Below are 26,434 nucleotides of genomic sequence, written 5' to 3' on the forward strand. Positions count from 1 at the left end.
TGTCCCAGGACCTGGGCGTGATCGGGCGCGACAACCAGAACCGGATCCGGTGGGGCGCCGGGGCTGGGCGGGCTGGCCGGCGGGATCGGCGCCGCGCCCGGCTCGGTGGGCTGGATCCCCGTCGCGGTCGCGCCGGCGCCGGGTCCGAACAGCCCGTTGAGGGCGTCGCCCACCGTGGGGCCGTAACCGATCTTGTCGTTGTACATCATGGCCACCCGGATCAGCCGCGGGTACGACGACGCGGCGTCGCTGGCCCCCGGCGAGGCGTAGACGGGTTCGACGTAGAGCAGGCCGCCCTGGCCCACCGGCAGGGTGAGCAGGTTGCCCCACCGGGGCCGCCGCCGCCGGCCGCGGTGCCGCCCTCTCCGGACGGGTCGGTGACGTTGTCGGCGGCCAAGGCCGCCGCCTTGCAGGACATCCAGGCGGCGATCGGCGCGGCGAAAGACGCCCAGAAAAAGGGCGACTTCGCCGCCTACGGCGCGGCGCTGCAGCGACTCGACGACGCGATCAACAAGTACAACGCCGCGAAGTAACTGCTGAGCTGCCGCGAGCGTGCGGGTCTGTACGGCGGCACGCCGTAAACCGCGGCATTCTGCGCACCTTCGCGCAGCGCTACGTGGCTTGCAGCCGGCGGGCGATTTCGCCGTAGCGCCCGAAGCGCTCGGGGTCGCCCAGCGCGCCAAAAGCGTTGTAGAACACCAGCCGCGTCGCGATCCCGGCGTACTTCGCCCTCAGCGCGTCGGCCAACCCGTCCCACGTCGACTCGGTGGCGAACGCGGCGATGTGCTCGTCGGTGATCTGGGCCGCCATCCCGGCGAAGTCGCCGACCTTCTGCTTCTCCCGGATGCGTGCGGTCGTCCCCTCGAAACCCGCCTGGTCCCAGATGAACGCGTAGTTGGGTGTGCTGCCGTAGAACGACATGCTGGCACGCACCGACTCCCGCTCGGCGGCGCGCTCCTCGTCGGTGTCGCCGACGATCGTCATCACCGGCACGGTCATCGCGATGTCCGACGGCGAGCGGCCCATCTTCGCCGCCCCCTCCGCGACGTTGGGCACCACGTGCCGTCTCAGGTAGCCGGGCTCGCCGAGCGGGTGCACATGCACGCCGTCGGCCACCTCGCCGGCCATCCGCAGCATCCACGGATTCACCGCCGCCACATCGACTTTCGGGTCGGGCGCGTCGATCGGTCCGGCGCTCCACTGCGGGGTGATGAAGTCGAGGTGGTAGAACTCACCGCGGTGCTCGAGCTTGCCCGTCCGGAACGCGGCGAAGCACGACTTGACGGCGAGCACGTAGTCGCGCAGTCGCGGACCCGGCCGCTCGAAGGCCATCCCGTAGCGCCGCACCACGTGGGTGCGCACCTGCGTGCCGAGGCCGAGCCGGAACTTCCCGCCGGTCGCCTCCTGCAGTTCCCAGGCGGCGGCGGCCGTGACGAACGGGCTGCGCGGGAAGGCCACCGCGACCCCGGTGGACAGCTCCAGGCCGGGCGCGGCCTGCGACGCGACGGCGGCGTTGAGGTAGGGCGTGCGCCCGGTCTCGGTCAGCAGCAGTCCCGAGAAACCCGCGGCTTGGGTCCGGCGGGCCAGGTCACCGATCTTGTCCAGCGGTTGCGGGACCGCCATCACGTCGACGCGCATGGCGGAACACTATGCCCCGCCGATTCAGCCGCGGGACGCGGTGCGGAATCTGTCCCGATAGGCCTTCGGCGAGACGCCGAGATGGTCGACGAACACGCGCCGCAGGGTTTCGGGGCTGCCGAACCCGGCCATGCGCGCCGTGTCGGCGACGGTGCGGCCGGCGTCGAGCGCGGCGCGGGCGGCGTCGATGCGCACCATTTCGACGTAGCGGGCCGGCGTCGTGCCGAGCTCGGACTGGAACAGCCGGGTCAGCTGCCGTGTGCTCAAGGAGGCCTGCGCGGCAAGCGTTTTCACGCTGTGGTCGGCCGCCGGGTCGGCCGAGATCGCCGCGGTGACCTTGCGCAGCGGGGACTGTGGCGGGGGCTCGGCCTCGACCAGCGTCGAGAATTGCGACTGACCGCCCGCGCGCTTGAGATAAACGACCAGCCACCGGGCCACGTCGCGGACCAGCTCGGTGCCGTGATCCATTTCGACGAGCGCCAGCGCCAGGTCGATGCCCGACGACACCCCGGCCGAGGTGAAGACGTCGCCGTCGCGGACGAAAAGCGCGTCCGGCTCGACGGCGACGTCGGGAAAGGCCCGGGCGAACAACCGGGCTTCGTGCCAATGCGTGGTGGCGCGCCGGCCGTTGAGCAGGCCGGCCTGCGCGAGGATGAACGACCCCGTGCAGATCGACGCCAGGCGCCGTGTGCGCTGTGCGGCCGACTTGACCGCGTCGACAAGCGCGGGATCGATCGCCCGCCGAGGCAGGTTGTCGCTCCCGGCGACCATGATGATGTCCGCCGACTCGATCGACGAAAGCGCGTCCGTGACGCCCAACCGGGTGCCGATCGAGGTCGTGACATCGTGGCCGTCCACCGACGCGATCTTCAGCTCGTAGTCGGCGCCGAAGCGGTTGGCCTCCGCGAAGACCTCGCCGGCTCCCGCGACGTCCAGCATCGTCACGTCGTCGAAGACGACGATCACCACGATCCGCGACCGCACGCCGGCTTGCGCCACGGCCTCATTGTCGCAATCTGGGGTAAAGACGGCTCAATCGCCATGGGTGGACCGGGCCTCGCACCAGCATACTGGCTGCATGATTACTCAGCCGACGGAAACCATCGCCGACGTCGTCGTACCGAACACCCCGCTGGTGCGGGAGATCACCGAGTACATCCGCGACGCAGAGAACGATCTGCTCTTCGACCATTCCCGCCGGGTGTTCCTGTTCGGAGCGCTGCAGGGCCGCCGCCGCGGGCTGCAACCGGACCTGGAGCTCCTCTACGCCGGTGCCATGTTTCACGACATCGGCCTCACCGAGCGCTACCGCACGTCCGCCCGGCGCTTCGAGGTGGACGGCGCCAACGCGGCGCGCGATTTCCTGCTGCAGCGCGGCGTCGACGAAGCCGACGCCCACAAGGTGTGGCTGGGCATCGCCCTGCACACGACGCCCGGCATACCCGAGTTCCTCGAACCCGAAATCGCCTTGATCACAGCGGGTGTCGAGACGGACGTCCTGGGCATCGGCCGCGAGGACCTCTCGCCCGAAGCCCTCGCCGCCGTTACCGCCGCCCATCCCCGGCCGGACTTCAAGCGGCGAATCCTCGCCGCCTTCAACGACGGCATGAAGCACCGCCCGCACAGCACGTTCGGCACGGTCAACGCCGATGTGTTGGCGCACTTCGACCCGAAGTTCGTGCGCGACAACTTCGTCGACATCATCCTGGGCAACACCTGGCCCGAATAGGCGCCACCTCTCATTCCTGGACCACGTACTGTCCGCCGCGGAGACCGAGCCGGTAGTGGTCCAGAAATTCCTGCGGATGATGAACATGGTCAGCCATCGCGCCGAGCTGTTCCATCCGTCCACGATGCTGCAGATGATCGCCAGACCCCGAAAGCGCATGTACGCAACGAGATAAGGACACCCGGGGCCGCGGCCATTTGTCGGGCGTATCCGGCCATCGGTGACCCCTACGCCGAACCGCTGGTGCGCGCCACCGCGGGTCGAGTCCCCGACGCGTGTCGGATTCTGTGGGAAAGACGGCCCGAGCGGCACCGGTGCATGGCCACGCGGCGCCGGAAGATGGACATAGTCCACGAAGGAGAAGCGATCATGGCAATCCAGTCCATCGAGACCATAGCCGGCATCGTCATCCCCGACACGGCACTCGTCCGGGACGCGACCGACTTCATCCGCGGCGCCGAGGGCGACGTGCTGTTCCACCATTCCCGGCGGGTCTTTCTGTTCGGCGCGCTGCACGGGCTCCGGGTCGGCCTGGCGCCGGACCCGGAACTGCTCTACGTCGCGGCGATGTTCCACGACCTGGGCCTCACCGCGCGCTACCGGACGTCGACCCAGCGCTTCGAGATGGACGGCGCCGACGCGGCGCGCGAGTTCCTGCTCGAGCACCGCGTCGGACAGGCCGACGCCGACAGGGTGTGGCTCGGCATCGCCCTGCACTCGACGCCCGAGGTTCCCGCGCGCCTCGACCCCGAAACCGCCTTGCTGGCAGCCGGTGTCAAGACCGACGTGGTCGGCGTCGGCCTCGAGGCCCTGGACCCGGAAGCGGTCGACGCGGTGACCGCCGCCCACCCGCGTCCCGACTTCAAGAACCGCATCCTGGCGGCCTTCAACGAAGGCATGAAGCATCGCCCCGACACGACTGTCGGGACGATGAACGCCGACGTGCTGGTGCACTTCGACCCCACGTTCAAACCGGGAAACATGGTCGACTTCATTCTCGGCAGCAAGTGGCCCGAATAATGGAAGGGAGCGGACAAATGGAGATCCATGAGGCGCTGTACACCACCAGGATGATGCGTCGGTTGCGGCCGGACCCGGTCCCGCTGGACGTGCAGGCGCGCATCCTCGATGCGGCCGTCCGGGCACCCAACGGCGGCAACACCCAACGCTGGCACTTCGTGGCCGTCGACGATCCACAACTCATCCACCAGTTCGGCGAACTGTTCCGGCAGGCCCGCGCCCTCGAGTACGAGAAGTTTCAGACGGGGCAGGGACCGATGGTCGTGCCGGGACCCGGTGCCGACCTGGCGGCGCACGCCGAAACGATGCGCCGGATCAAGGGCTCGGGGAACTATCTGGCCGACCACTTCGACGAAGTTCCCCTGCTGCTCTTCGTGTTCGCGATCGACGACCTCGGCGGCGCCAACATCTACCCCGCGATCTGGAGCATCCTGCTCGCTGCCCGGGCCGAGGGCGTCGGCGGCGTCATGACGATGGTGCTCAACAACTTCCGGAACAAGGTGAACGAGATGCTGGGCGTGCCGGTCGAGGAGGGCTGGAAGATGTCGGCCATGCTGACCCTCGGCTACCCGCTGGGCAAGTGGGGCGTGGCGGCCAATCGTCGCCCCGTGCAAGAGGTTTCGTCCCGCAACCGCTGGGACGCCCCGTTCGGCGTCGAGGTATCGGAGCCGCTGTGGCCGCCTCAAGAGGTCCCGACGACCGGATTGGCCGCGGTCGGCTAGCGGTGCGGCGAACCATTCCGTCGCCTGGACCGTGACGGGGCGCGAAACAAGGGGCGTGGCCGCACAAGTCGGAAGCCGGTATAACAGGTCCGGGAGGTGGGTCAGATGGCCGGTGCGGGTGAATTCGGGGTCACGGTCGTGCAGCCGGGCGAAGGGGATTACGTGGCCCTGCCCGGTTTCGGTGCGGTGTTCAAGCTGTCCGGCAAGACCAACGGGGGCGAGGTCTCCATCGTCGAGCACCCGTTCGAGGTCGGCCTGCTGACCGCGGCGCACCGGCACACCCGCGAAGACGAGCACTCGATCGTGTTGGCGGGCGAGATCGGTTTCCGCTCCGACGACAGCGAAGTGGTCCTCGGCCCGGGCGGCTACATCACCAAGCCGCGCGGGCAGATGCACGCGATGTGGAACGCCGGCGGCGAGCCCGGCCGCATCATCGAGATCATCACCCCCGGCGGATTCGAGAACTACTTCCGCGAGCTGGGTGAGCTGCTCATCGAGCACGCGAATGACCCGGTCGGCAAGGTCCTGCACGAGCTGCCCGAATTCGGCGAGCTGGCGGACAAATACGGGCTGACCTACGGGTCGCCGGACTGGATGGTCGACGTCGCGCGGCGATACGGGCTGAACCCGCCCTCACACTGAGGGGAAACGCGGCGCCCACGGTTCGGCCGCGACGCCGGCGACGCCGATGAGGTAGGCGATGGTGTGATACCAGCCGGCCGTGGCGGTCAGTTCGAGGATCTGTCGGTCGTCGAAGTCGGCGCGCAGGTCGTCGAACAGCTGGTCGGAGATGGCGCTGGTGTGGTGCAGATCATCGGCGAGGCGGATGATGTTGCGCTGCTGGGCATTCCAACAGGCGTCGTCCGGTCCGCCGTGCACGGTGGAAAACAGCTGCTCGTCGGTCAGGCCGAGCGGCTTACCGAAGGCGGCGGCGTGGACGCCCCATTCGTACTCGGCGCCACAGAGCGCACACGTCCGCGCGATCAGCACCTCGCGCGTCCGCGGCGCCACAACGCGGCTGCCCAGGATGCCCGCGCCCAGCGGACGCATCCGCGCCGCGAGCTCCTCGTGAACCGCCAGGGTGCGAAACAACGCCAGCGGCGCCACCGCCGAACCGGGCGGCATCCACTTGGCGAGAAACCGCTCGATGTCGGGCTCGTAGGGAGGCTCCAACGGAGCGATCCGGACTCGACGCGACACGACCCACCTCCGCGCTCTGATTATCGAAGCACCACGATAGCGCTCCGGAAATCAGAGCGCAAGAGGGCCGGGGAAGCTACGCTGCTGGGCGTGTCCGAAAGCTCGAAGGAACCGATCATGGCCCTGCTGGACTTGCTGGGGCGCCGGTGGGCGATGCGGGTCATCTGGGAATTGCGCGCCGACGAACTGACGTTTCGCCAACTCCAGCAACGCTGTGGCGGCGTGTCGGCCAGCGCGCTCAACAGCAGGCTGCGCGAGCTGCGTGACGCGGGCATCGTCGGCAAAGGCTCCGACGGCTACCGGCTCTCCGACGAGGGCCGCAGCTTGTTGGCGGCCTATGAGCCGCTGGGCAGGTGGGCCAAGCGGTGGGCCCGGCGCCAGGCCGGTGCGGCTCGCGGCGGCTAGCCTGCCGCCTCCTTGTCGAACTCCGAGGCGATGTCGCGGGCGACCCGCTTGAGCAGCGGGGTGACCTCGGTGGCCGACTTCAGCGTGACCCGGGCCGCGGGACCCGAGATCGAGATCGCCGTCAGTGACGGTGCGTCGGGCACCGGCACCGCGAAGCAGCGCACCCCGACCTCCTGCTCGCCCTCGTCGACGGCGTAGCCCCGCGAGCGGCACAGCTCGATGTCGGCGAGCAGCTCCTCGGGGGTCGTGTGCGAGTTCTCGGTCGGCGCGGGCATCCCGGTCCGCGACACCAGGGCGCGCACCGCGTCGTTGGGCAGCTGCATCAGCAGCGCCTTGCCCACGCCGGTGCAATGCGGGTAGACGCGGCGGCCGACCTCGGTGAACATCCGCATCGAGTGCGGCGAGGGCACCTGGGCCACGTACACGGCCATGTCGTTGTCCATCAGCGCCATGTTCGCCGTCTCGCCGGTGCGCTCCACCAATTCGACCAGATGCGGCCGCGACCAGGTGCCGACGAGTTGCGCCGCGCTCTCGCCGAGACGGATCAACCTGGGCCCCAACGAATATTGCCGGTTGGGCAGCTGCCGCAGGTAACCCATGCCCAGCAGGGTGCGCGCGAGGCGGTGGATCGTCGGCGCCGGCAGGTCGGCGCGCGCCGCCAGGTCGCCGAGCGCGCCCGTCCCGCCCATGGTCGCCAGGATCTCCAGCAGCTCGAATGCCCGCTCGACCGACTGAACGCCGCCCGTGCTCGGGCTTCCGTGGGTCCCGCGAGCCATCACCGCTTCCGATCCAGCCCCGAGGGCCCGTCATCCCGCCTGCGCTTTTTCGTATCACGAAATTGACGCCGGCAGCAAGCGGCCCGGCCGGTCAGTCGGAGGGCAGCGTCGCGAGCTCGTTGTATTCGGTGACGTTGTCGATCTCGGTGCCCATCGCGATGTTGGTGACCCGTTCCAGGAAGACCTCCACCACGACGGGAACCTTGTGTTCGCGCGCCAGTTGTTGTGCCCGGCCCAGCGCCGGACCGATGTCGGACGGCTCGGTGACCTGAATGGCCTTGCAGCCCAGTCCTTCCACCACACTCCGATGGTCGACGCCGTATCCCTTGGGCAGGTCGGCGTCGCCGGATTCCTGGGCGTTGATGTTGTCGAAGGCCAGCGAGACGCAGTAGTCCATGTCGAAGTTCAGCTGGGCCTGCCGGATGAGCCCGAGGTAGGAGTTGTTCACCACGACGTGCACGTAGGGCAGGTTGAATTGCGCGCCGACGGCGAGTTCTTCGATGAGGAATTGGAAGTCGTAGTCGCCCGACAAGCCGACCACCGTGGCGGTGGGGTCGGCGGTGACCACGCCCAGGGCGGCGGGCACCGTCCAGCCGAGCGGCCCGGCCTGGCCGCAGTTGATCCAGTGGCGGGGCTCGAACACGTTCAGGAACTGGCCGCCGGCGATCTGCGAGAGCCCAATCGCGGTGACGTAGCGGGCATTGCGCCCGAAGGCGCGGTTCATTTCCTCGTAGACGCGTTGCGGCTTGATCGGCACGTCGTCGAAGTGGGTCTTGCGGCGCAGCGTCTTCTTGCGAAGCTGGCAAGCCCGGACCCAGTCGCTCCAGTCCGGCAGCGTTCCCGCAGCGGCGCGCGCCGTCCCGAGTGCCACCAGTAGCTCCAGCGCGGCCCTCGCGTCGGACACGATGCCGAGGTCCGGCGCGAACACGCGGCCGATCTGGGTGGGCTCGATGTCGATGTGCACGAACCGACGGCCGCGGCGGTAGGTGTCGAGCCCGCCGGTGTGGCGGTTGGCCCAACGGTTTCCGATCCCGAACACGAAATCGGATTCGAGCATGGTGGCATTGCCGTAGCGATGCGCGGTCTGCAGGCCGACCATCCCGGCGGCCAGCGGATGGTCGTCGGGAATCGCGCCCCACCCCATCAGCGTCGGCACCACGGGGATGTTCAGCACCTCGGCCAGCTCGACGAGCAGGTCGCAAGCGTCGGCGTTGATGATGCCGCCACCGGCGACGATGAGTGGCCGCTGCGCCGTCTGCAGCATGTCGAGCGCCTTATTGATCTGCGCCGGGCCCGCGGCGGGTTTGTAGACCGGCAGCGGGGCGTAAGCCGTTGGGTCGAAGTCGATCTCGGCCAGCTGAACGTCGATGGGCAGGTCGATCAGCACGGGTCCCGGCCGCCCGGAGCGCATCAGGTGAAACGCCTGGGCGAACGCGCCGGGCACCTGCCCGGGCTCCAGCACCGTCATCGCCATCTTGGTCACCGGCGCCGCGATCGCCGCGATGTCGACGGCCTGGAAGTCCTCCTTGTGCAGCCTGTTCACCGGCGCCTGCCCGGTGATCGCCAGGATCGGAATGGAATCCGCGCTGGCCGAATACAATCCGGTGATCATGTCGGTGCCGGCCGGGCCGGAGGTGCCGACGCAGACCCCGATGTTGCCGGGCGCGGCCCGGGTATAGCCCTCGGCCATGTGGCTGGCGGCCTCGACGTGGCGGGCCAGCACGTGCCTGATCCCGCCGTGGGCACGCATCGCCGAGTAGAACGGGTTGATCGCCGCCCCGGGCAGGCCGAAAGCCTGTGTGGCGCCCTCGATTTCCAGAATCCTGACGGCCGCGTCGACCGTGCGCATCCGCGTCATCGCGCTAGCTTTCCCCGCGGCCCGAAAGCCGCTCGACGCCCAGCAGCAGGCCGGAGTGGTCGAGGGCCCCGTCGCCGTTGGCGAGCGCGGACGCCATCAGTTGCGCGACCACGGCGCCCAGCGGGATGACGACGTCGGCCTCGCGGGCCGCGCTGGTCACGATCCCCATGTCCTTGTGGTGCAGCTCGATCCGGAAGCCGGGGTCGAAGTCGCGGGCGAGCATCTTCGCGGCCTTCTGATCCAGCACCGCCGAGCCGGCCAGACCGCCGCCCAGCACCGTGACCGCCGCGTCCAGGTCCACCCCGTAGGCCCGCAGGAACGTGATCGCCTCGGCGAGCAGTTCGATGTTGCCCGCCACGATCAGTTGATTGGCGGCCTTGACGGTCTGTCCCGCCCCGTTCGGGCCGACGTGGACGATCGTCTTGCCGACCACCTCCAAAACGGGCTTGGCTTCGGCGAAATCGCGCTCGGTGCCCCCGACCATGATCGACAGCGACGCGTTCTTGGCACCGGCCTCCCCGCCGGAGACCGGGGCGTCGATGAGGCGCAAGCCCCGGCGGGTCGCCTCGCGCGCCAGCTCCGCGGTGACGTCGGGGCGGATCGAGGAGAAGTCGATCACCAAGGTCTCGGGCTGGGCGTGCGCGAAAACGCCTCCGTCCGAGGCCAATACGTCTTGCACGTCGGGGGAGTCCGGGACCATGACGGCCACCACGTCGGCATCCTTGACCGCCTCCTCGATCGACGCGGCCGCCACCCCGCCCGCCTCGACCAGCGCGGCGGTGCGCTCGGGCGAGCGGTTGTAGCCGACGACGGTGTGCCCGGCCCGAGCCAGGTGGCATGCCATGGGGCTGCCCATGATGCCCAGGCCGATGAATGCGATGGTGCTCATTGACTCCTCGTTTCGGCAAGTGCCGCAAGGGATTCGATGTTGACGCCGCCGCGGCCCCGCTCGGCCGCCGGCAGCCAGTCGAAGGTGTCGGGGCGGCTGGGCTTGTATTCCAAACCGATGTACCCGCCGTAGCCGTGGTCGAGCAGGATCCCGAGATCACTGGCGAGCACGATCTCGCCGGTCCCCGGCTCCCCGCGACCCGGAGCGTCCGCGATCTGGACGTGACCCACCCGGTCGGCATGCGCATGCAGCGCGGCGGCCACGTCGTCGCCGTTGACGTGCAGGTGGTAGAGATCGGCCAGCAGCCGCAGGTTGTCGTACCCCGACCGGCTGCGCACCCGGTCGATGACCCGGATGGCATCCGCCGCGGTCCTGATCGGGTAGCGGGGCGCGCCGCTGACCGGCTCGATCAGCACCGTCGCGCCGATGCGCTGGGCGGCCTGGGCGGCGTAGGCGAGGTTCTCGGCCGCCACGTCGTCCTGGGCCGCCGGCGCCTGGCCCTCGATCCGGTTGCCGTAGAGCGCATTGAAGGCCTTGGCGCCCAGCGTCTTTGCGATGTCGACCGCGATGTCGACGCTGTCCCGGAAGGCGGTGACCGACCCGGGGTCGGACAGGATGCCCCGGTCGCCGCCGGCCATATCTCCCGCCGCGAAGTTCAGACCGCTCAGCTGGACTCCGGCGTTCCCGATGGCGCGAACGAACGTGTCCACGTCACCGTCCGGCGGTGCGGGCTCGGCGAAGGGCCACCAGAACTCCACCGCCTCGAAGCCCGCCTCCCGGGCCGCGGCCGGCCGCTTGAGCAGGGGCAGCTCGGTGAACAGGATCGAACAGTTCACCGTGTAGGTCACAGACACCGCGCCATCCTTCCGCAATACGAAATAAATTATTCAAATTACGGAATCAGTGAAGGCGCTGTCCCCGCACCTTGTCAACCGGTACCGCCGGTCTTTTCGCGCGAAGCCTGGTCACGGGCCGTGTACTTGAGCCAAAGCTCTACTGACAACGGGGGTTTCCTTTGACAGTCAAACGTGAGCCATGCCACCGTGGCTTGAACGAAATAGCAATTCCGATATACGAAATGGAACTCGCCAATGACGGCACTCGACGAACGCGACCTCGTCACCAGCATCCCGAACGTGGTTGTGCTCACCGACCCGGACGTGACCGAGGGCTACCGGCAGGACCGGGCCAAGGATCCCGGCGCCGGGCGCCCGCTGGCGGTGGTGCGGGCCAGAAGCACCGAGGACGTCCGGGCGGTGATGCGCTGGGCCGCCGCGGCCGGGGTGCCGGTGGTGCCGCGCGGTGCCGGTTCCGGTCTGTCCGGCGGCGCCACGGCGGTCGACGGGGGCATCGTGCTGACCACCGAGCTGATGCGCCAGATCGACGTCGACCCGGTGACACGCACCGCCGTGGTACAGCCGGGGCTCCTCAACGCCGAGGTGAAACGCGCGGTGGCCGAGCACGGCCTGTGGTATCCGCCCGATCCGTCGTCCTTCGAATTCTGTTCCATCGGCGGCAACGCCGCGACCAACGCGGGCGGGCTGTGCTGCGTGAAGTACGGCGTCACCACCGATTACATCCTCGGCCTTGAAGTCGTACTGGCCGACGGGAGCGTGGTGCGCCTCGGTGGTCCGCGCCTCAAAGACTCGGCAGGTCTTTCGCTGACCAAGCTGTTCGTGGGCAGCGAGGGAACGCTCGGCGTCATCACCGAGCTGACGCTGCGGCTGCTGCCACCGCAGCCGCCCGCCAGCACCATCGTCGCCTCGTTCGCCGCGGTGCGCGACGCCACCGAGGCGGTCTGCAACATCACGCGCGTCATGCGACCCGCGATGCTCGAATTCATGGACCACACCGCGATTTCCGCGGTCGAAAGCCACCTCAGGATGGGCCTGGATCTCGGGGCGCGCGCGATGATCATCGCCCAGTCCGACTCACCCGGCGATCGGGAGGCCGAAACCGCCTTCATGGCGGGGGTTTTCGAACGCGCCCATGCCACCGACGTGTTCGCCACCGACGACGCCGCGGAAGGCGAGGCGTTCACCGCGGCGCGACGGTTCGCCATCCCGGCCGTCGAGCGGCTTGGCGACCTGCTGCTCGAGGACGTCGGCGTGCCACTGCCGGCGCTGCCCACGCTCGTCGAGGGCATCGAGGCCATCGCCAAGGAGCGCGACATCGTCTGCGCGGTGATCGCGCACGCCGGCGACGGCAACACCCATCCGCTGATCGTGCTCGACCCGGCCGATGCCGACCAGTCGCGTCGCGCGCATCTCGCGTTCGGCGAAATCATGCAGCTGGCAATCGAACTCGGCGGCACCATCACCGGTGAGCACGGCGTGGGCCGGCTCAAAAAGGCGTGGCTGCCGGACCAGGTGGGCCCCGACGTGATGGAACTGACCCGCCGCATCAAGCGGGCCCTCGATCCGCAGAACATCCTCAACCCCGGGGCGGTGCTCTAGATGTTTCAGCCCGACTTCACCCCCGTCGCCCATTCCCTCGCCTGGAGCGCGGCCGTCGCCGCGCTGCCGTTGGTCATCATGTTCGTCCTGCTCGGCGGGCTTCGGCTGCGTGCGCCCATCGCCGCCGCGGTCGGCGTAGGCACGGCGGCGCTGATCGCGTGGGGGGTCTATCACATGCCCGTGGCGCAGGTCGCCGACTCGGCGGTGCTCGGGTTCGCCTACGGGATGTTTCCGATCATGTGGTTGGTGCTCAACGCGATCTGGATCTACAACCTGACCGTGCAGACCGGCCACCGCGACGTGCTGTGCCGGTCCATGGCCTCGATCTCCCCCGACCACCGGGTCCAGGCCGTCATCGTCGCCTTCTGCTTCGGCGCGCTCATCGAGGGCCTGGCCGGCTTCGGCACGCCGGTGGCCATCACGTCGCTGATGTTGGTGGCGCTGCGCTTTTCGCCGCTCAAGGCCGCCTCCGTGGCGCTGGTGGCCAACACCGCGCCGGTGGCGTTCGCCTCCCTCGGGATCCCGATCGTCGCGCTGTCGGGGGTCACCGGGCTGCCGCTGGACACGCTCGGCGCGATGGTCGGCCGGCAGACCCCGATCCTGGCCTGCATCGTGCCCTTCATCCTGATCTTCATGGTCGACGGCCGCGCCGGCCTCAAGCAGGCCTGGCCGGCGGCCGCGATGGGCGGCGGCGTCTACGCGATCGTCCAGTTCTTCTGTTCCAACTTCTTTTCCGTCGAGCTCACCGACATCGCCGGGTCGATCATCAGCGCGGGCTCCATCGTGCTGCTGCTACGTGTGTGGCGCCCCAAGGCGTCACCGGTGGCCGCGACCGAGGAGGTCGCGCTGAGCGCTGAATCCGGAAGCCTGACAGCGCCTTTGGGCGCCGCCCCGCACAACGACCGCTCGGACGTCTCCGTGCTGACCGCCCACCCGGCCAGCGGGGTGCGCGAGGAGGTGGTCGACTCGCGCAAGGACGTCCTGCTGGCCTACGCGCCGTACGTGATGGTCACGGTGATGTTCACGCTGTCGATGTGGAAGCCGTTCACCGCGCTGCTCAAGCACGGCGGCACCAGCTTCGCCTGGCCCGGCCTGCACGTCGCCAACGCGGCGCACAAGGCCTCCCCGCTGACCATCTACAAGCTCGACTTCCTGTCCGCCGCGGGCACATTGCTTCTCGTCAGCGGTCTGCTCACCATGCTGGTGCTGCGCACTTCGGTGAGCCTGGCGGTACGGGCATACGCCCAGGCGGCGGTCCAATTGCGCAGCGCCGCAATCACAGTCGGCCTGGTGCTGGCGCTCGCCTACCTGCTCAACCTGTCGGGGGAGACGACCACCCTGGGCCTGTGGATCGCGGGCGCGGGCGGCCTGCTGGGGATCGTCGCGCCGATCATCGGCTGGCTGGGTGTCACCGTCACCGGTTCGGACACCTCCTCCAACTCGCTCTTCGGGGTGCTGCAGGTCAGCGCCGCGCATGCGGCCGGCCTCAGCCCGACCCTGCTCGCGGCGGCGAACTCGTCGGGAGGCGTGATCGGCAAGATGCTCTCGCCGCAGAGCCTCGTCATCGCCACCGCCGCGGTGCAGATGAAGGGCAAGGAGGGTGACCTGTTCCGCAAGGTGTTCAAGTGGAGCATGTTCTTGCTGGCGCTGATGTGTCTGTTGGTCTACCTGCAGAGCACTCCGTGGCTCGGCTGGATGGTCGTGTGATGGGCGGCCACATCGTGCTGGCGCCGGACAAGTTCAAGGGCTCGTTGCGGGCGGAGGAGGCCGCGCGGGCCATGGCGCAGGGCGTGCGGCGGGCCGACCCACAGGCGACCACGGTCGCCTGCCCGGTCGCCGACGGCGGGGAGGGCACCCTGGACGCCGTGCTGGCCGCCGGATTCCGGCGCATGGATGCCTATGTCAGCGGACCGACCGGTGCGGGGGTGCGCACCGCCTACGCGCGCAGGGGCACGCGCGCCGTCATCGAGCTGGCCGACGTCTGCGGTCTGCAGCGGCTGCCGTCGGCGACCCCGGCGCCGATGACGGCCACCACCTACGGGCTGGGCAGTGTGATCGGCCGCGCGCTCGACGACGGCTGCCGCGACATCGTCGTCACCGTCGGCGGCAGCGCGAGTACCGATGGCGGCGCCGGCATGCTCGTCGCGCTGGGAGCCGAAATCCTTGACCAACAAGGCAACCCGATCCCGCCCGGGGGTCTCGGTCTGGCGCGGGCCGCTCGCCTCGACCTCAGCGGGCTGCATCCGGCCATCGGCGAGAGCGCCTTCACGCTCGCCGCCGACGTCGACAGCCCACTGTGCGGACCGCACGGCGCGGCCATCGTCTACGGACCCCAGAAGGGCGCCCACGGCGACCAGGTCGCGGCGCTCGACCGCGGCCTGTCCCGCTGGGCGGATCTCGTCGACCGGGCGACCGGCACCGACTGCCGCAATCAACCCGGCGCCGGCGCCGCGGGCGGCGTAGGCTTCGCGGCGCTGTCGGTGCTCCACGCACGCATGCGGCCCGGCATCGAGATGATCCTCGAACTGATCGACCTGGACCGAAACCTGGCCGGCGCCAAGGTGGTGGTGACCGGCGAGGGGTCCCTCGACGTGCAATCGCTGCGCGGCAAGGCGCCCGTTGGTGTGTCCCGGCGCGCCCACCGGCACGGCGTGCCGACCTTCGCGATCGCCGGGGTGTCCACCCTGACCGGTCCCCAGGCCCGTGCGGCGGGCTTCGCAGCGGTCCGCACCCTGAACGAACTCGAGCCCGATCTGCAGCGCTGCACCACCCACGCCGCCGGTCTGCTGACGCGGGCCACCGAAGCGCTGATCCGGGAATCCACGGCGCGCCAGGGAGGAAAAGATGAGTGAGCCCTACTACGACGAGCGCACGGTGCTGCACTGGTACGACTTCGCGTGCCCGTTCTCCTATCTGGGGCAGCATCGGACGGCCCTCCTCACCGAGGCCGGATTCGACGTCGTCCTGCTGCCATTTCAGGCGCACCCGGGCATGCCGCCCGGTGGCCTGCCGATGAAGGTCGCACCCGGAACCAGGCACGCGATGATCGAGCGGCAGGCGCGGGCGCTGGAGATGCCGTTGCGCTGGCCAACGCGGACGCCGCACGGTCGGCGGGCGCTGGCGGCCGCGGAGTGGGCGCGGCTCCATGAGCCCGACGCTTTCGCCGAATTGCACCGCCGAGTGTTCGACGCGCAGTTCGTTTTCGGTGAGGACATCGACGACCAGGAGGTCATCGACCGGCATGCCCTCGCGGCGGGCGTCGACGTGCGCCGCCTGCACGCCGCCCTGGCCGACGGCACCGCGGTGGCGGCCGGTCAGGCCGAGTGGGTGGCACGGCACCGCGGCGTCGACGGCACGCCGGCGTGGCTGGTCGACGGGCGTTTGATGATCGGCCTGCAGCCCGTGGGCGACTTCCGGTGCCTCGGCGCCCTGACCGCGCGCGTACGCCGCTGAGAAACCCGCTGGTCACGCCGCGATTTGGCCGCCGCGACGCGAATTCGGTAACCTGTCATTTACCAACGCGGGGTGGAGCAGCTCGGTAGCTCGCTGGGCTCATAACCCAGAGGTCGCAGGTTCGAATCCTGTCCCCGCTACCAAGTGAAATGGCCCCCGGATTCTCCGGGGGCCGATTTCATGCCCGGTGTGCACCCTTTGGGAACATTAGCGGCTAACAGTTCTGGGGAAGACTAGAACAGTCGAACGGCGCAGACACCGCAAGGTCGCGGTCGCCCAGGATCGCGTTTGCACGCTGCGCTTGTTCCCACTCTTTCGGATCGCGTGAGATCGCGTAGAGCAGGACGTCAGTGTCAACGAACCGCACGGTCGTGGACTGCGTCCCGGCTCAGCCGATCGCGTGCGCTGAACCGGCGAATTTCTTCCTGGACCGTCCGCCGCTTTGCCTCGAGCCGGGAGAATTCGGCCGCCCGCTCAGAAAGCGAATTCAAATAATCCGCGACGAGGGCGCTTACGGCGGTGCCGAGCTCTGCGGCTCGAATCCGTGCAGCGCGGTAGACGTCGTCAGGGACAGAGACCGTCACCTTCTTCACAGCTTCACGGTACGGCAGTTACTGGGACGCTCCCCGAGATCGCGGCGCGGCCTAGCGCCCCGTTTCTCGTCTGCTGCTGAACTCACTGACCAGCAATTCCAGACGCTCCGAGTCGTATTCAGGGCGCAGTCGTCCGGTCCGGCCGAGGGTGACCAGCCCGTGCAGCGCGGCCCAGAACACCTCGGTGAGCGTGTCGGCGTCCTGGTCGCCGGCGACCATGCCGACGGCTTGATGCAACGCGGCGAAGGCCGCGAGGAGCTCCGGTGACGTGTCCTCGGCGGCGAAGCGCAGGCCGGTTGCGCGGGTGAACATCGCGTCGTAGACCGCCGGGTTGTCGCGGGCGAAGTCCAGGTAGGCGCGCGCGATGTGGGTCAGGGTGTCACCGGCCGCGGCGGTCTCGGAGTGGGCGGCCCGGATCGCCTCGGCGAGTTCGGCAAACCCGTCGAGGGCGACGGCGTCGGCGATCTGTTCCATGCCGGTGAAGTGCTTGTACAACACCGGCTGGCTGTACTCGATCTCAGTGGACAGCCGCCGGGTGGTGACGGCGTCCCAGCCTTCCGACTCGGCCAGCCGGCGCGCGGTTCCGACGATCAACCGTCGGCGGGCGGCCCGCTCGCGCTCACGTCGATCCTCGAGGGGCATACCCGAAGATATCACAGCTAGAAAAACTAGCAATGCTATTGACCCGAGCGCCGCAGAGGGTTAGCGTTGCTAACACCTACGAACGAGGGGAGCTGTGACATGGCTTTGGATGACCTCACCCGCGCAGCGGCACTGATCGCGGTGCTGGGTAGCGCGGTGGTCTACGGCACCGACGTGTTCTGCGCGATCGCGCTGCGACCGGCCTTGGCGTCGGTCGACAACGATGCCCTGGTCGCCGTGATGGGGCGCGTGCACCGGTACGCCGACCGGCGCATGCCGGTGCCCGGGGTGCTCGGCGTCATGGCCACCGCTGCGAGCGCGGTGCTGGCCGCGGTCACCTCGCACTGGGCGCAGACGATCGCGGCGGGCGTCGCGCTGGCTCCGCTGCTGGCCTGGCTCGTGCTCTACACCCGGGTGAGTGCGCCAATCAACCGGCAGATGACAGCGGCCACCGACGCGGGCCACACGCTCCCGAACGGGCTTGCGCTGCAGGCCAAGTGGGACTCGATCATCGGCGCCCGCGCGCTGCTGCAGGGCGTGGCCGTGGTCGCGCTCTGCGTGGTGCTGATGAACTGACACGCCATACCTGGCCGAATTCGCCTGAAGGAGAACGACTTCCATGTTTCAACTCCGGACCTACACCCTGCGATCGCCGGAAGCGCTGCACCGTTACGCGGCGGTGCACTGGGCGCGCCACCTGGAAACCTTCCCGACGTTCGGGGTCACCACCCACGGGGTGTGGACCGAACACGGCGAAGGCGCGAATCGCCTCGTCGCGCTGATCGGCTATCCACCGGGCGCCGACCCCGAACAGCTCACGCGGCACATCATGGGCAGCCCGCAATTCGCCACCGACATGGCCGGCTTCGACGTCGGCGACATCGTCGACGTTCGGACGACACTGCTTGACCCGACACCGTTTTCACCGATTCGCTAACGACACCCCAGGAGCGTTCGACATGACCATCACCACCACCATCGGCTACGTCCTCGCCGGACTCCTCGCGGCGGCCATCATCTTCATCGGCGCGCGCTTCCTGGTCGCGCCGCGCGTCGCCGCCGCCGGCTACGGCGTGCTCCCAGATCTGGACCAGCCCGGTGCGGGCGCCTACCTGAGCGTCAAGGGCGTGCGCGACATCGCCACGGGACTGTTCGTCATCATCCTGATGGCCGCGGGCGCGACCCACCTTGTCGGCTGGGTGATGTTGGCCGCCACCATCATTCCGCTCGTCGACGCCTCCATCGTGCTGCGCAACGGCGGCTCCAAGTCGATCGCCTGGGGCGTCCACGGCGGCACCGCGGTCGTCATGCTCATCACCACCGCGCTGCTGCTCGCCTCCTGATCACAGCGGGGCTGCAGCGCCTGGCCCGCATCGGCACCGCCGTCGACCCCGACCGGCGCCTCGCCCCGTCGCGACTGCTGGGCGCGCTGAGCCGGGTGTGACCGGGGCAAAGCCCCGACCCTCGACCGGTATGACGACGATCGCACGCCGCCCGGGAATTGCTTCGATATCGAAGCAAGGTGTACCGCCCGTAGCTGCTTCGAATTCGAAGCAATCGACCAAGGAGGGAAACCATGAAGGCTGTGCGGTACCACGAGTACGGCGGTAGCGACGTGCTGCGATGAAGGTGGCGGCCACCTCGTTCAACCCGGTGGACGCGGGCATCCGCGGCGGCTACCTGGCGCAGGTGTACACGATCAGCTTCCCGCACATTCCCGGCGTCGACGTGGCGGGGACCATCGCCGAGGTGGGCGAGGGCGTGCGGGGCTGGAACGTCGGCGACGCTGTGGTGGCGTTCCTGGCGCTCGACGCCGACGGTGCCGGCGCCGAGTACGCGCTGGTGCCGTCCGAATTGCTGGCCGCCGCCCCGACGACGGTGCCGCTGGCCGACGCGGCGGCCCTGCCCGAACCCGCGTTGACGGCCTGGCAGGCCCTGTTCGAGCTCGCCGGGCTCAGCGCCGGCCAGTCGGTTCTGATCAACGGCGCCTCCGGTGCGGTCGGTGGGTACGCCATCCAGTTGGCCAAGCAGGCCGGAGCCGTCGTCACCGCGACCGCCAAGGCGCGTGACGCCGCGCGGCTGCGCGGCCTGGGTGCCGACCGCATCGTCGACTACATCGACTACACCCGGTCGCCGATCGAGGTCGAGGGTGCACCGTTCGACGTGGTGCTCAACCTGGTCAGCACCACCGACGAGCAGACCGAAGCCCTCATCGGGTTGGTCGCCGACGGCGGAGTCCACGTCGGCACCATGGTTTTCGGGCCGGAGAACCCCGGCCGGGGAGTGCGCACGCAGCGCGTCTTCGTTCGCAGCGACGCCGCCCAGCTCGCCGGGCTGGTCCGCCGCGTCGACGACGGGCAACTGCGCATCGAGGTCGCCGACCGGCGCCCGCTCGAGCAGGCCGCGGCCGTGCACGAGGACTCCGACTCCGGCCGCCTGCACGGCAAGACCATCCTCCTGCCCGCCGACCAGTAACCCACTCCCACAACCAGATTCAGTGAAGAGGAATAGCCGAGGCCGCCCAGGCCGCGCGAATGCCGGCCTGGGACCCGGAATGACGTGACGTACCCTGAAAGGAGACAGCATCATGGGCAAACTCGCACTCGTCACCGGGGCCACGTCGGGAATCGGGCGGGCATATGCGGACCGCCTCGCCGCCGATGGCCACGACCTGGTGATCGTGGGCAGGCGCGCGGAGCGGTTGGCGGAGTTCGCCGACGCCCACCCCGACGTGCAGGTCCGAACCGTGGTCGCGGATCTTTCCGCCGCCGAAGACGTCGCCCGGGTCGCCGAGATCTGCGCCGCCGAGCCGCTGACGCTGCTGGTGAACAACGCCGGTGTCGCCCACTACATGCCGTTGGCCGAGCTGCCCGCGAGCAAGGCCGCCGAACTTGTCAACGTGAAAGTGCTTGCGCCCACGATGCTCTCCCGCGCCGCGGTCGGCGGGATGCTGGCGCGCGGCACGGGCGCGATCGTCAACATGGCGGGCATGATCGCCTTCAGCGGCCCCGCGCCGCACTCGCAGATGCCCCGCCGCGCCGTCTACGCCGGGACCCTGGCCTACCTCGTCACGATGTCGCAGACCCTCGGCGCCGAGCTGGAGGGCACCGGGGTCGTCGTGCAGGTGGTGTGCCCCGGGGTGGTGGCGACCGAGTTCCACGAGCGGCAGAACATGGACCTCAGCGCGGTGCCCCGAATGAGCGCCGACGACGTCGTCACCGCCAGCCTGCGCGGCCTGCAGTTGGGCGAGACGGTCTGCGCCCCCGGCGTCGAGGACGCGAGCCTGCTCGACGCGGTCTTCCGGGCGGACCTGGCCGCCTTCGGCGCGCAGAGCCCCGAACTCGCCACGCGCTACCGCGGCTGAAAGACGACGTTCGAATCGATTCGATGTCGAAGCACTACGCTCGGGGGGTGGCGAAGGCCCTCAACCCCGTCCAGCTGCGCACCTACTTCGCCTTGATGGAGTCGGTCAGCCTGCTGCAGCACGCGGTGCGACAGCAGTTGCTGGCCGACGGCGGCCTGAGTTACGTGCAATTCGAGATTCTGGCGAAGCTGGCCGACTCCGATCGCCCACTCACCATGACCGACCTGGCCGACGGCGTGGTGTACAGCCGCTCCGGCCTCACTCATCAGGCCGGGCTACTCGAAGCCGCAGGCCTCATCACCCGCGCGGTGTCGCCGGATGACCAGCGCGCCACGGTCGTCGGCATCACCGAGGCGGGCCGTGCCCGCGTCGCCAAGGTGCTGCCCGGCCACATCGAGGTCGTGCGCGACCTCCTGTTCGACTCGCTCTCCGATCGCGACGTGCGCGCCCTCGGCGACATGATGAGCCGCGCCCGCGACCACATGCGTTCTCGGCCGCCCCGATCGGCCGCACGACGCAACCGGAACGCCGGCGCCACCTGAGGGCGCGCGCCAGCAGCGGAAATGGCTTCGGAGGACACTTTGAAGCCATTTTCCTGCTGAACGGGGACGCCTCTGGGACCATTAGCGCGTGACCGTGCGCCAGGCCGACGCCATGAGCCCTGCTCGAGGGGTTACGAGCACTGCTCAACGGGCTTCGGCCGAGCGCCCGGCGGAGCCCGGATTCCGCGACGACATCGAGGGCTTGCGCGGCTTCACGTTGCTGGCCATCCTCGGCTTCCACATCTCCATGCCCGGCGTCAGCGGTGGCTTCGTCGGCCCCGACATCTTCTTCGAAATCTCGGGCTTCGTCATCACCGGGCAGCTCTGGCGCCAGGTGAGTACCACCGGAACCATCGGGCTGCGCAAGTTCTACGGGGCCCGCGCCCGCCGGCTGCTGCCAGTTTCGGCCACCGTCGGCGTCGTCACCGCCGTCGCCGCGGCACTGCTGCTACCCCTGGTGCAGGCGCAAAGCGCCTTGAAGGACGCCATCGCGTGCGCGCTGTACGTCCCGAACTTCTGGTTCATCTTCCAGCAGGTCGACTATTTCGCCGGCGGCGTGCCCTCGCCGTTCCAGCACTACTGGACTTTGGGCGTGGAGGAACAGTTCTACCTGCTGTGGCCGCCCCTGATCGTCGGCACGGCATGGCTGATCCGGCGGTCGCGTCGGCGCGCGAAGGCCGGTGCGGCCCCAGCACAGAGCCCGTCGAGAAGTCCGTCGAGAAGCCCGTACCTGGTGCTCGTGACGCTGATCGCAGCCGTGTCGTTCGCGCTGTCGCTGCTGATCACCTACGTGATGCCGCTGGCGGCGTACTTTTCGCTGTTCACCAGGGCCTGGCAGTTGGCCGCCGGCGCCCTGGTCGCCCTCACCGCCGAGTACTGGCGCCGGCTCCCGGCGCGAGCCGCGGTGCTCACGGGCTGCGGCGGGATGGCCATGGTCCTGTGGGCCTGCATCTTCTTGACCCCGGACGTCCCGTACCCGGGTACTGCCGCGCTGTTGCCGGTGCTGGGCACCGCGTTGGTGCTCGGCGCCGGCTGTTCGACGCCGTCGCAGGGCGCCGGGCGCGTCCTGGGATGGTCTCCGATGCGGGCGGTCGGACGGCTGTCCTACTCGTGGTACCTGTGGCACTGGCCGGTGCTGGTGTTCGCACCGATTCTGGTGGGCCACCCGCTGGGGCTGGCCGGCAAGTTCGTGGCCGCGGTCGTCGTCTCCGGCGGGCTGGGGTGGCTCACGCTGCGTTTCATCGAAAACCCGTTGCGCTACGCCGCCCCGCTGCGTAAGTCGCCGATGAAAAGCCTGGCGGTCGGCGGCGTCGCGACGTCGGCGGCGGCCTGTGTGGGCGTGGCGTTGCTGATGTGGGTGTCGTCTCTGCCGATGCCCGTCCCGATTGCGCTCGGCGCGCAGGCCACCCCGCTGACGATCGCCGCGCCGCCTCGCCCGGCGGCGGCCGACATCGAGGCCTACGACGCGGCGGTGCAGAACGTGTTCTCGCAGGTACAGGCCGCGGTCGCGTCATCTGCCGAGTTGAGAGCCGTACCGGCGAACCTGAGCCCGTCGCTCGGCGATGCGGCGGGCGAACTCGGAGCCATGTTGTTCAACGGTTGCCTGCGCGCGCCTTTCCAGGCCGGACAGCCCGAGTGCGCGATGGGCGATACCGCCTCCAAAACGACGGTGGCCATGGTCGGCGACTCGCATTCCTCGATGTGGATTCCGGCGTTCCGGCAGATCGGCTCGCAGCGGCCCTGGCGGCTCGAGGCGATGGCCAAGGCGGCTTGCCCGATGCTGGATTTGCCCGTCGCCAACCCCATCGTCAGCCCGCTGGTCGAATACTTTGAACGTTGCGGGCAATGGCGCGGTCAGATCCTGGCCCGGTTACGCGCCGAGCATCCGAAACTGGTCATGGTGAGTGTGTTTCGGGGGTACACGGCGACCCACAGCAACGGCTTCCGGTCGGGTTTCACGTCCTATGACCCGGCGTGGATCGACGGCCTGACCCGCCTGGTGCGAGAACTGCGCGAGACCGGCGCCAAGGTGCTGGTGCTCGGGCCGCTCCCGCACCTCACCACCGCGGTGCCGGGGTGCCTGTCCGAGCACCTCACTGACGCGACGGCTTGCTCGCCGCCCATGTCGTACGCGTTCGACCGCACCGGCATGGCGGCCGAGGCCGCCGCCGTCAAGGACGGCGGCGGACAATACGCCGACCTCACTGATCTGTTCTGCACCAAGAACCGCTGCCCGGTGATCGTCGGCAACACCCTGGTGTACGTCGACGCGGGTCACCTGACGCTCGAATACTCCCGGCTGTTGGCGCCGGCGATCGAGGCGCTCGCCGACCGCGCGCTCGCCCAGGGCTGACGTCCGGCGGCTGTCGGCGCCGCGTTGTCCGCGGCCCTGGCCGCGCATGAGCGAACCCAGAAGCGCTGAGAAGCAACGTGATACGGGGCCCGACCGGAACGGTGGGCCTTCCGGCCCGCGGCGGACGGGTATTGCGGCCCTAGCCACCGGAGGGTGTCCTTGATTGACTGTCCATTGCGGGCGAGACGACCAACCGCCGCGTTCCACAAGGAGTATCGACATGACGGGCAACGACATCCGCAATGCCGGACCGGCGCGACGGTTCGGGTGGGCCGCTTCGGGATTGGCGGCGGTGGTGGTGCTGGGCGCGCCGGCCGGGATCGCTCGCGCCGACGCCACCGACGACGCTTTCATCGCGGCATTGAAGGCCCACGGCATCGTCCACGAATCCAACCAGGCCGCGATCGCGGCCGGCCACCTGGTGTGTCATCAACTCGACATGGGCAAGACGCAGGAAGACATCGCGACCGACGTGATGAACAGCAGCGGGCTGGACAGCGAAAACGCCGGGTATTTCGTCGCCGTCGCGGAACGGGCGTACTGCCCGCGCTATGCGGACATCCCGTCCTGATTCCCAAGCTTGTCGGCCGTGTCGGCTCGGTCGGCGCCCCGCACGATCAGGCCATGTGACCACCCTGCCATCACGATGTGGGCGCCACCGGCGACGATAAGACGGTTGCGTTGCCACGCGCCGACGGTCATCACCGCGTCGCCCGCCAAGCGCACCGCTTGTGCCGCCGGGGTCATGTGCCGTAGGACGTAAATGCCGCGCCGACTGGATCGCAGGCGGCTGGTGTCCGCGCGTAGCAGGGCCGCCGAGGCGAGTACCGGAATCACCAGATGAACGGCCATGCCGAGGCGGCGATGTCCGGTCCAAATCAACGGGAGCGAAACGACTTCCGCCGTCACATCGGCGGACAGCTTCGCCCAGTGAATCTGATGCAGGACAAGGTCTTCGCCGTTCATCTCATCGGCCCCGTCGACACTGGACGACGATGAATGCCACCGCTGTGACCACGGCGATCGCGCCAAGGATCGCAATCCCTGTGACCGCTTGGGTGTGGGTGTAATGCGGTAGGTAGTCGTTGTCCGTGGCGAGCCAGCCGGCCGATAGCGGGATCATTGTGATGGTTGTCAGGTCGGGGCGGTCAGTGCCCGCTGAGCTGGATCGCTTTGACGATCAAGAGCAGCGCGCCGACGACGAGATAGCTGCGCAGGGCGATCATGCCGAGCCGGGTGCCAGGGGACCAGGTGACCGGCTCGAGCAGCGTCAGTGGGGGCATCCGCCAGGTGTCGCGGTCGACAGGATGCCCCGGCTCCTTCGGTGCCGGCGCTGCGGGCTGGCGGCGCGCCATCCAGCGCAGCGCGGGTATCGCGGCGGCGGCGAGAACGACCAACGCCACGGCCAGGTAGCCGGCGACGGCGATGACGTCGATGTGGGGAAACAGGGTGGTGGCCATCAGGATTCCCGACAACAGCAGCAGGGTGCCGACGATGAGCCCGGCGACCCAGTTGAGCCAGGGCCGGTTGACCCAGGGCCCCAGCACTTCCCGGTCGTTGCACAAGAGCAACAGGAAGACGCTGGCGCTGGGCAACAGCAGGCCGGCGAGGGCCTGCACAGCGGTGGTGATGAGCCCCAGGGGTGCGCCCGGGATGAGCACGATGGCCGCGGCCAGCACCACCATCGCGGTGTAGGACAGGTAGAACTGTTTGGCATCGGCAAACCCCCGGTGCAGCGAGTGCTTGAGGCCGAACACGTCGCCGAACGCGTAACTGGTGGCCAGCGTCACTGCAGCGGCGCCGAGGATCGAGGCGTCCATGAGGACGATGGCGAAGATGGAACCGAGCATGTCGCTGTGTTGACCGAGCAGGTGGGCGATGGCCCCGGCGTCGGTGAAACCGCCCACGGTGCCGGTGGAGCGCGCGGCCCAGTCGCCGGTCATCACCAGCGCCGCGGCCCCGATCACCACGACGAAGGCTCCCAATACCGTGTCGGCGCGCTCGTAGGCCATGAACCGGGGGGTGATGCGTTTGTCGACGACGTTGGACTGCTGGAAGAACAGCTGCCACGGCGCCACGGTCGTGCCCACGATCGCGATGATCAACAGCACGGCGTCCGAGCTCGCCCCGCCCGAAATGGTAGGCACCACAAAGGACTTCGCCGCATTGCCCCATTGCGGGTGCGACATCAGCAGCATGGGGATCTGCAGCAGGGATACCGCGATGAAGACGAACATGGCCCGCTCCCAGCGCCGGAAGCTGCCGCTGGCCATGATCGCGATCAGGGCCACCGCGGAGGTCGGCACCACAACGTATTTGGAGATGCCGATGTAGTCGGCGGCCAAAGTGATGCCGATGAACTCGGTGACGATGGTCAGAAAGTTGAGCACAAACAGATCGCCGACGGAAAACCAGCCCCAGCCGCGGCCGAAGCGTTCGTTGATCAACCGGGCATGACCGACACCGGTGACCGCGCCAAGCCTGACCACCATCTCCTGGTTGACGATCAACACCGGGATCAACAACAGGAGCACCCATAGCAGCGAGTAGCCGTAGTTCTGGCCCGCCTGCGCGTAAGTGGCCACTCCGCCGGCGTCGTTGTCACCGACCATGACGATGATGCCCGGGCCCATGATGGCCAGCAGGGTCAGCAGGCGGGTCTTCCACGTGCCCGGCCGCTCCGAGTCGCCGACACTGATCCGCCCGAACGCCCCCTCGATATCGCCCAGGTGTGCGCTGTCGAGCACGGCCGAGCGCGCAGCCATCGCCGGTTCGACGTGACCGCCCCGCGCCC

The 26,434-nt window shown here is 69.0% G+C and carries 28 protein-coding genes, 1 tRNA gene and 2 pseudogenes; 19 read left to right on the top strand and 12 right to left on the bottom strand.

Annotated features, from left to right (window positions below):
* Positions 1 to 353: pseudogene (locus A5705_RS09430) on the bottom strand (membrane protein); the annotation flags it as partial.
* Between the two features lie 24 nt (positions 354 to 377).
* On the opposite strand from A5705_RS09430, the gene A5705_RS28085 reads away from it, so the two are divergent.
* Positions 378 to 533: a hypothetical protein gene (locus A5705_RS28085; RefSeq protein WP_197521254.1), complete on the top strand. Its 156-nt coding sequence runs from the start codon at positions 378 to 380 to the stop codon at positions 531 to 533.
* Positions 534 to 612: 79 nt separating this feature from the next.
* Here A5705_RS28085 and A5705_RS09440 read toward each other — a convergent pair whose 3' ends face one another.
* Both A5705_RS09440 and A5705_RS09445 read right to left on the bottom strand, forming a co-directional pair.
* Positions 613 to 1,638, bottom strand: coding sequence for a TIGR03617 family F420-dependent LLM class oxidoreductase (locus A5705_RS09440; RefSeq protein ID WP_068277051.1), 1,026 nt, complete (start codon positions 1,636 to 1,638; stop codon positions 613 to 615).
* 24 nt (positions 1,639 to 1,662) lie between these two features.
* Positions 1,663 to 2,637: a GlxA family transcriptional regulator gene (locus tag A5705_RS09445; protein WP_197517050.1), complete on the bottom strand. Its 975-nt coding sequence runs from the start codon at positions 2,635 to 2,637 to the stop codon at positions 1,663 to 1,665.
* A 79-nt stretch (positions 2,638 to 2,716) separates the two neighbouring features.
* Here A5705_RS09445 and A5705_RS09450 point away from each other — a divergent pair, with 79 nt between their 5' ends.
* The 4 genes from A5705_RS09450 (at position 2,717) to A5705_RS09465 (ending at position 5,751) form a co-directional block, all read left to right on the top strand.
* On the top strand, positions 2,717 to 3,367 hold the full coding sequence (locus tag A5705_RS09450) for an HD domain-containing protein (protein ID WP_068277052.1): 651 nt from the start codon (positions 2,717 to 2,719) through the stop codon (positions 3,365 to 3,367).
* Positions 3,368 to 3,736: 369 nt separating this feature from the next.
* A complete protein-coding gene (locus tag A5705_RS09455) occupies positions 3,737 to 4,387 on the top strand; it encodes an HD domain-containing protein (RefSeq protein WP_068277095.1) in 651 nt (216 codons plus the stop codon).
* 17 nt (positions 4,388 to 4,404) lie between these two features.
* Positions 4,405 to 5,109 carry a nitroreductase family protein gene (locus A5705_RS09460; RefSeq protein ID WP_068277097.1) on the top strand — a complete coding sequence of 235 codons (705 nt, stop codon included), beginning with the start codon at positions 4,405 to 4,407 and terminating at the stop codon, positions 5,107 to 5,109.
* 105 nt (positions 5,110 to 5,214) lie between these two features.
* Complete coding sequence (locus A5705_RS09465) at positions 5,215 to 5,751, top strand: cupin domain-containing protein (RefSeq protein ID WP_068277055.1); 537 nt, start codon at positions 5,215 to 5,217, stop codon at positions 5,749 to 5,751.
* Here the strand turns inward: A5705_RS09465 and A5705_RS09470 are convergent.
* Positions 5,743 to 6,309 carry a carboxymuconolactone decarboxylase family protein gene (locus A5705_RS09470; protein ID WP_068277058.1) on the bottom strand — a complete coding sequence of 189 codons (567 nt, stop codon included), beginning with the start codon at positions 6,307 to 6,309 and terminating at the stop codon, positions 5,743 to 5,745. The two genes, A5705_RS09465 and A5705_RS09470, sit on opposite strands and share 9 nt — an antisense overlap.
* Before the next feature lie 90 nt (positions 6,310 to 6,399).
* On the opposite strand from A5705_RS09470, the gene A5705_RS09475 reads away from it, so the two are divergent.
* Entirely contained in the window at positions 6,400 to 6,714 is a 315-nt protein-coding gene (locus tag A5705_RS09475) for a helix-turn-helix domain-containing protein (protein WP_231964550.1), read from the top strand.
* Here A5705_RS09475 and A5705_RS09480 read toward each other — a convergent pair.
* From A5705_RS09480 to A5705_RS09495, 4 genes are all read right to left on the bottom strand, one after another.
* Complete coding sequence (locus tag A5705_RS09480; protein ID WP_068277060.1) at positions 6,711 to 7,490, bottom strand: IclR family transcriptional regulator; 780 nt, start codon at positions 7,488 to 7,490, stop codon at positions 6,711 to 6,713. The two genes, A5705_RS09475 and A5705_RS09480, sit on opposite strands and share 4 nt — an antisense overlap.
* Positions 7,491 to 7,581: 91 nt before the next feature.
* The gene (gcl, locus tag A5705_RS09485; RefSeq protein WP_068277062.1) at positions 7,582 to 9,348 is read right to left on the bottom strand and encodes a glyoxylate carboligase; all 1,767 of its coding nucleotides are present in this window, start codon (positions 9,346 to 9,348) and stop codon (positions 7,582 to 7,584) included.
* Positions 9,349 to 9,352: 4 nt separating this feature from the next.
* Positions 9,353 to 10,237: a 2-hydroxy-3-oxopropionate reductase gene (locus tag A5705_RS09490; protein ID WP_068277065.1), complete on the bottom strand. Its 885-nt coding sequence runs from the start codon at positions 10,235 to 10,237 to the stop codon at positions 9,353 to 9,355.
* The gene (locus tag A5705_RS09495) at positions 10,234 to 11,091 is read right to left on the bottom strand and encodes a hydroxypyruvate isomerase family protein (protein ID WP_068277067.1); all 858 of its coding nucleotides are present in this window, start codon (positions 11,089 to 11,091) and stop codon (positions 10,234 to 10,236) included. The genes A5705_RS09490 and A5705_RS09495 overlap by 4 nt, the downstream gene beginning before the upstream one ends.
* Positions 11,092 to 11,328: 237 nt before the next feature.
* On the opposite strand from A5705_RS09495, the gene A5705_RS09500 reads away from it, so the two are divergent.
* The 5 genes from A5705_RS09500 (at position 11,329) to A5705_RS09520 (ending at position 16,289) form a co-directional block, all read left to right on the top strand.
* Positions 11,329 to 12,693, top strand: a complete 1,365-nt coding sequence (locus A5705_RS09500) for an FAD-binding oxidoreductase (RefSeq protein ID WP_068277069.1) — start codon at positions 11,329 to 11,331, stop codon at positions 12,691 to 12,693.
* A complete protein-coding gene (locus A5705_RS09505) occupies positions 12,694 to 14,400 on the top strand; it encodes an L-lactate permease (protein WP_068277071.1) in 1,707 nt (568 codons plus the stop codon).
* A complete protein-coding gene (locus A5705_RS09510; RefSeq protein ID WP_068277073.1) occupies positions 14,400 to 15,545 on the top strand; it encodes a glycerate kinase in 1,146 nt (381 codons plus the stop codon). Before A5705_RS09505 ends, A5705_RS09510 begins: the two co-directional genes overlap by 1 nt.
* Positions 15,538 to 16,146 carry a DsbA family protein gene (locus tag A5705_RS09515; RefSeq protein WP_068277076.1) on the top strand — a complete coding sequence of 203 codons (609 nt, stop codon included), beginning with the start codon at positions 15,538 to 15,540 and terminating at the stop codon, positions 16,144 to 16,146. Before A5705_RS09510 ends, A5705_RS09515 begins: the two co-directional genes overlap by 8 nt.
* Positions 16,147 to 16,212: 66 nt before the next feature.
* A tRNA-Met gene (locus A5705_RS09520) sits at positions 16,213 to 16,289 on the top strand.
* A 210-nt stretch (positions 16,290 to 16,499) separates the two neighbouring features.
* On the opposite strand, the gene A5705_RS27740 is transcribed toward A5705_RS09520, so the two are convergent.
* Both A5705_RS27740 and A5705_RS09525 read right to left on the bottom strand, forming a co-directional pair.
* Positions 16,500 to 16,739, bottom strand: a complete 240-nt coding sequence (locus A5705_RS27740; protein WP_156763078.1) for a hypothetical protein — start codon at positions 16,737 to 16,739, stop codon at positions 16,500 to 16,502.
* Between the two features lie 51 nt (positions 16,740 to 16,790).
* Entirely contained in the window at positions 16,791 to 17,381 is a 591-nt protein-coding gene (locus A5705_RS09525; RefSeq protein ID WP_068277084.1) for a TetR/AcrR family transcriptional regulator, read from the bottom strand.
* Positions 17,382 to 17,480: 99 nt separating this feature from the next.
* On the opposite strand from A5705_RS09525, the gene A5705_RS09530 reads away from it, so the two are divergent.
* From A5705_RS09530 to A5705_RS09565, 8 genes and pseudogenes are all read left to right on the top strand, one after another.
* The gene (locus A5705_RS09530; RefSeq protein WP_068277087.1) at positions 17,481 to 17,957 is read left to right on the top strand and encodes a DUF1772 domain-containing protein; all 477 of its coding nucleotides are present in this window, start codon (positions 17,481 to 17,483) and stop codon (positions 17,955 to 17,957) included.
* 43 nt (positions 17,958 to 18,000) lie between these two features.
* Complete coding sequence (locus A5705_RS09535; protein ID WP_067883110.1) at positions 18,001 to 18,318, top strand: NIPSNAP family protein; 318 nt, start codon at positions 18,001 to 18,003, stop codon at positions 18,316 to 18,318.
* A gap of 22 nt (positions 18,319 to 18,340) precedes the next feature.
* On the top strand, positions 18,341 to 18,724 hold the full coding sequence (locus tag A5705_RS09540) for a DUF4267 domain-containing protein (RefSeq protein ID WP_067883111.1): 384 nt from the start codon (positions 18,341 to 18,343) through the stop codon (positions 18,722 to 18,724).
* 233 nt (positions 18,725 to 18,957) lie between these two features.
* Positions 18,958 to 19,856: pseudogene (locus A5705_RS09545) on the top strand (NADP-dependent oxidoreductase).
* A gap of 112 nt (positions 19,857 to 19,968) precedes the next feature.
* On the top strand, positions 19,969 to 20,745 hold the full coding sequence (locus tag A5705_RS09550) for an SDR family oxidoreductase (RefSeq protein WP_068277090.1): 777 nt from the start codon (positions 19,969 to 19,971) through the stop codon (positions 20,743 to 20,745).
* 47 nt (positions 20,746 to 20,792) lie between these two features.
* The gene (locus A5705_RS09555; protein WP_082956385.1) at positions 20,793 to 21,287 is read left to right on the top strand and encodes a MarR family winged helix-turn-helix transcriptional regulator; all 495 of its coding nucleotides are present in this window, start codon (positions 20,793 to 20,795) and stop codon (positions 21,285 to 21,287) included.
* 112 nt (positions 21,288 to 21,399) lie between these two features.
* On the top strand, positions 21,400 to 23,640 hold the full coding sequence (locus tag A5705_RS09560; protein ID WP_068277102.1) for an acyltransferase family protein: 2,241 nt from the start codon (positions 21,400 to 21,402) through the stop codon (positions 23,638 to 23,640).
* 220 nt (positions 23,641 to 23,860) lie between these two features.
* On the top strand, positions 23,861 to 24,211 hold the full coding sequence (locus tag A5705_RS09565; protein ID WP_067883115.1) for a DUF732 domain-containing protein: 351 nt from the start codon (positions 23,861 to 23,863) through the stop codon (positions 24,209 to 24,211).
* Here the strand turns inward: A5705_RS09565 and A5705_RS09570 are convergent.
* A complete protein-coding gene (locus A5705_RS09570) occupies positions 24,190 to 24,606 on the bottom strand; it encodes a hypothetical protein (RefSeq protein WP_067883116.1) in 417 nt (138 codons plus the stop codon). The two genes, A5705_RS09565 and A5705_RS09570, sit on opposite strands and share 22 nt — an antisense overlap.
* Before the next feature lie 182 nt (positions 24,607 to 24,788).
* The gene (locus A5705_RS09575; RefSeq protein WP_067883162.1) at positions 24,789 to 26,405 is read right to left on the bottom strand and encodes an Nramp family divalent metal transporter; all 1,617 of its coding nucleotides are present in this window, start codon (positions 26,403 to 26,405) and stop codon (positions 24,789 to 24,791) included.
* Positions 26,406 to 26,434: the final 29 nt, after the last annotated feature.

The sequence above is a fragment of the Mycobacterium sp. E787 genome (genome assembly GCF_001668725.1).
Taxonomy (GTDB): Bacteria; Actinomycetota; Actinomycetes; order Mycobacteriales; family Mycobacteriaceae; genus Mycobacterium.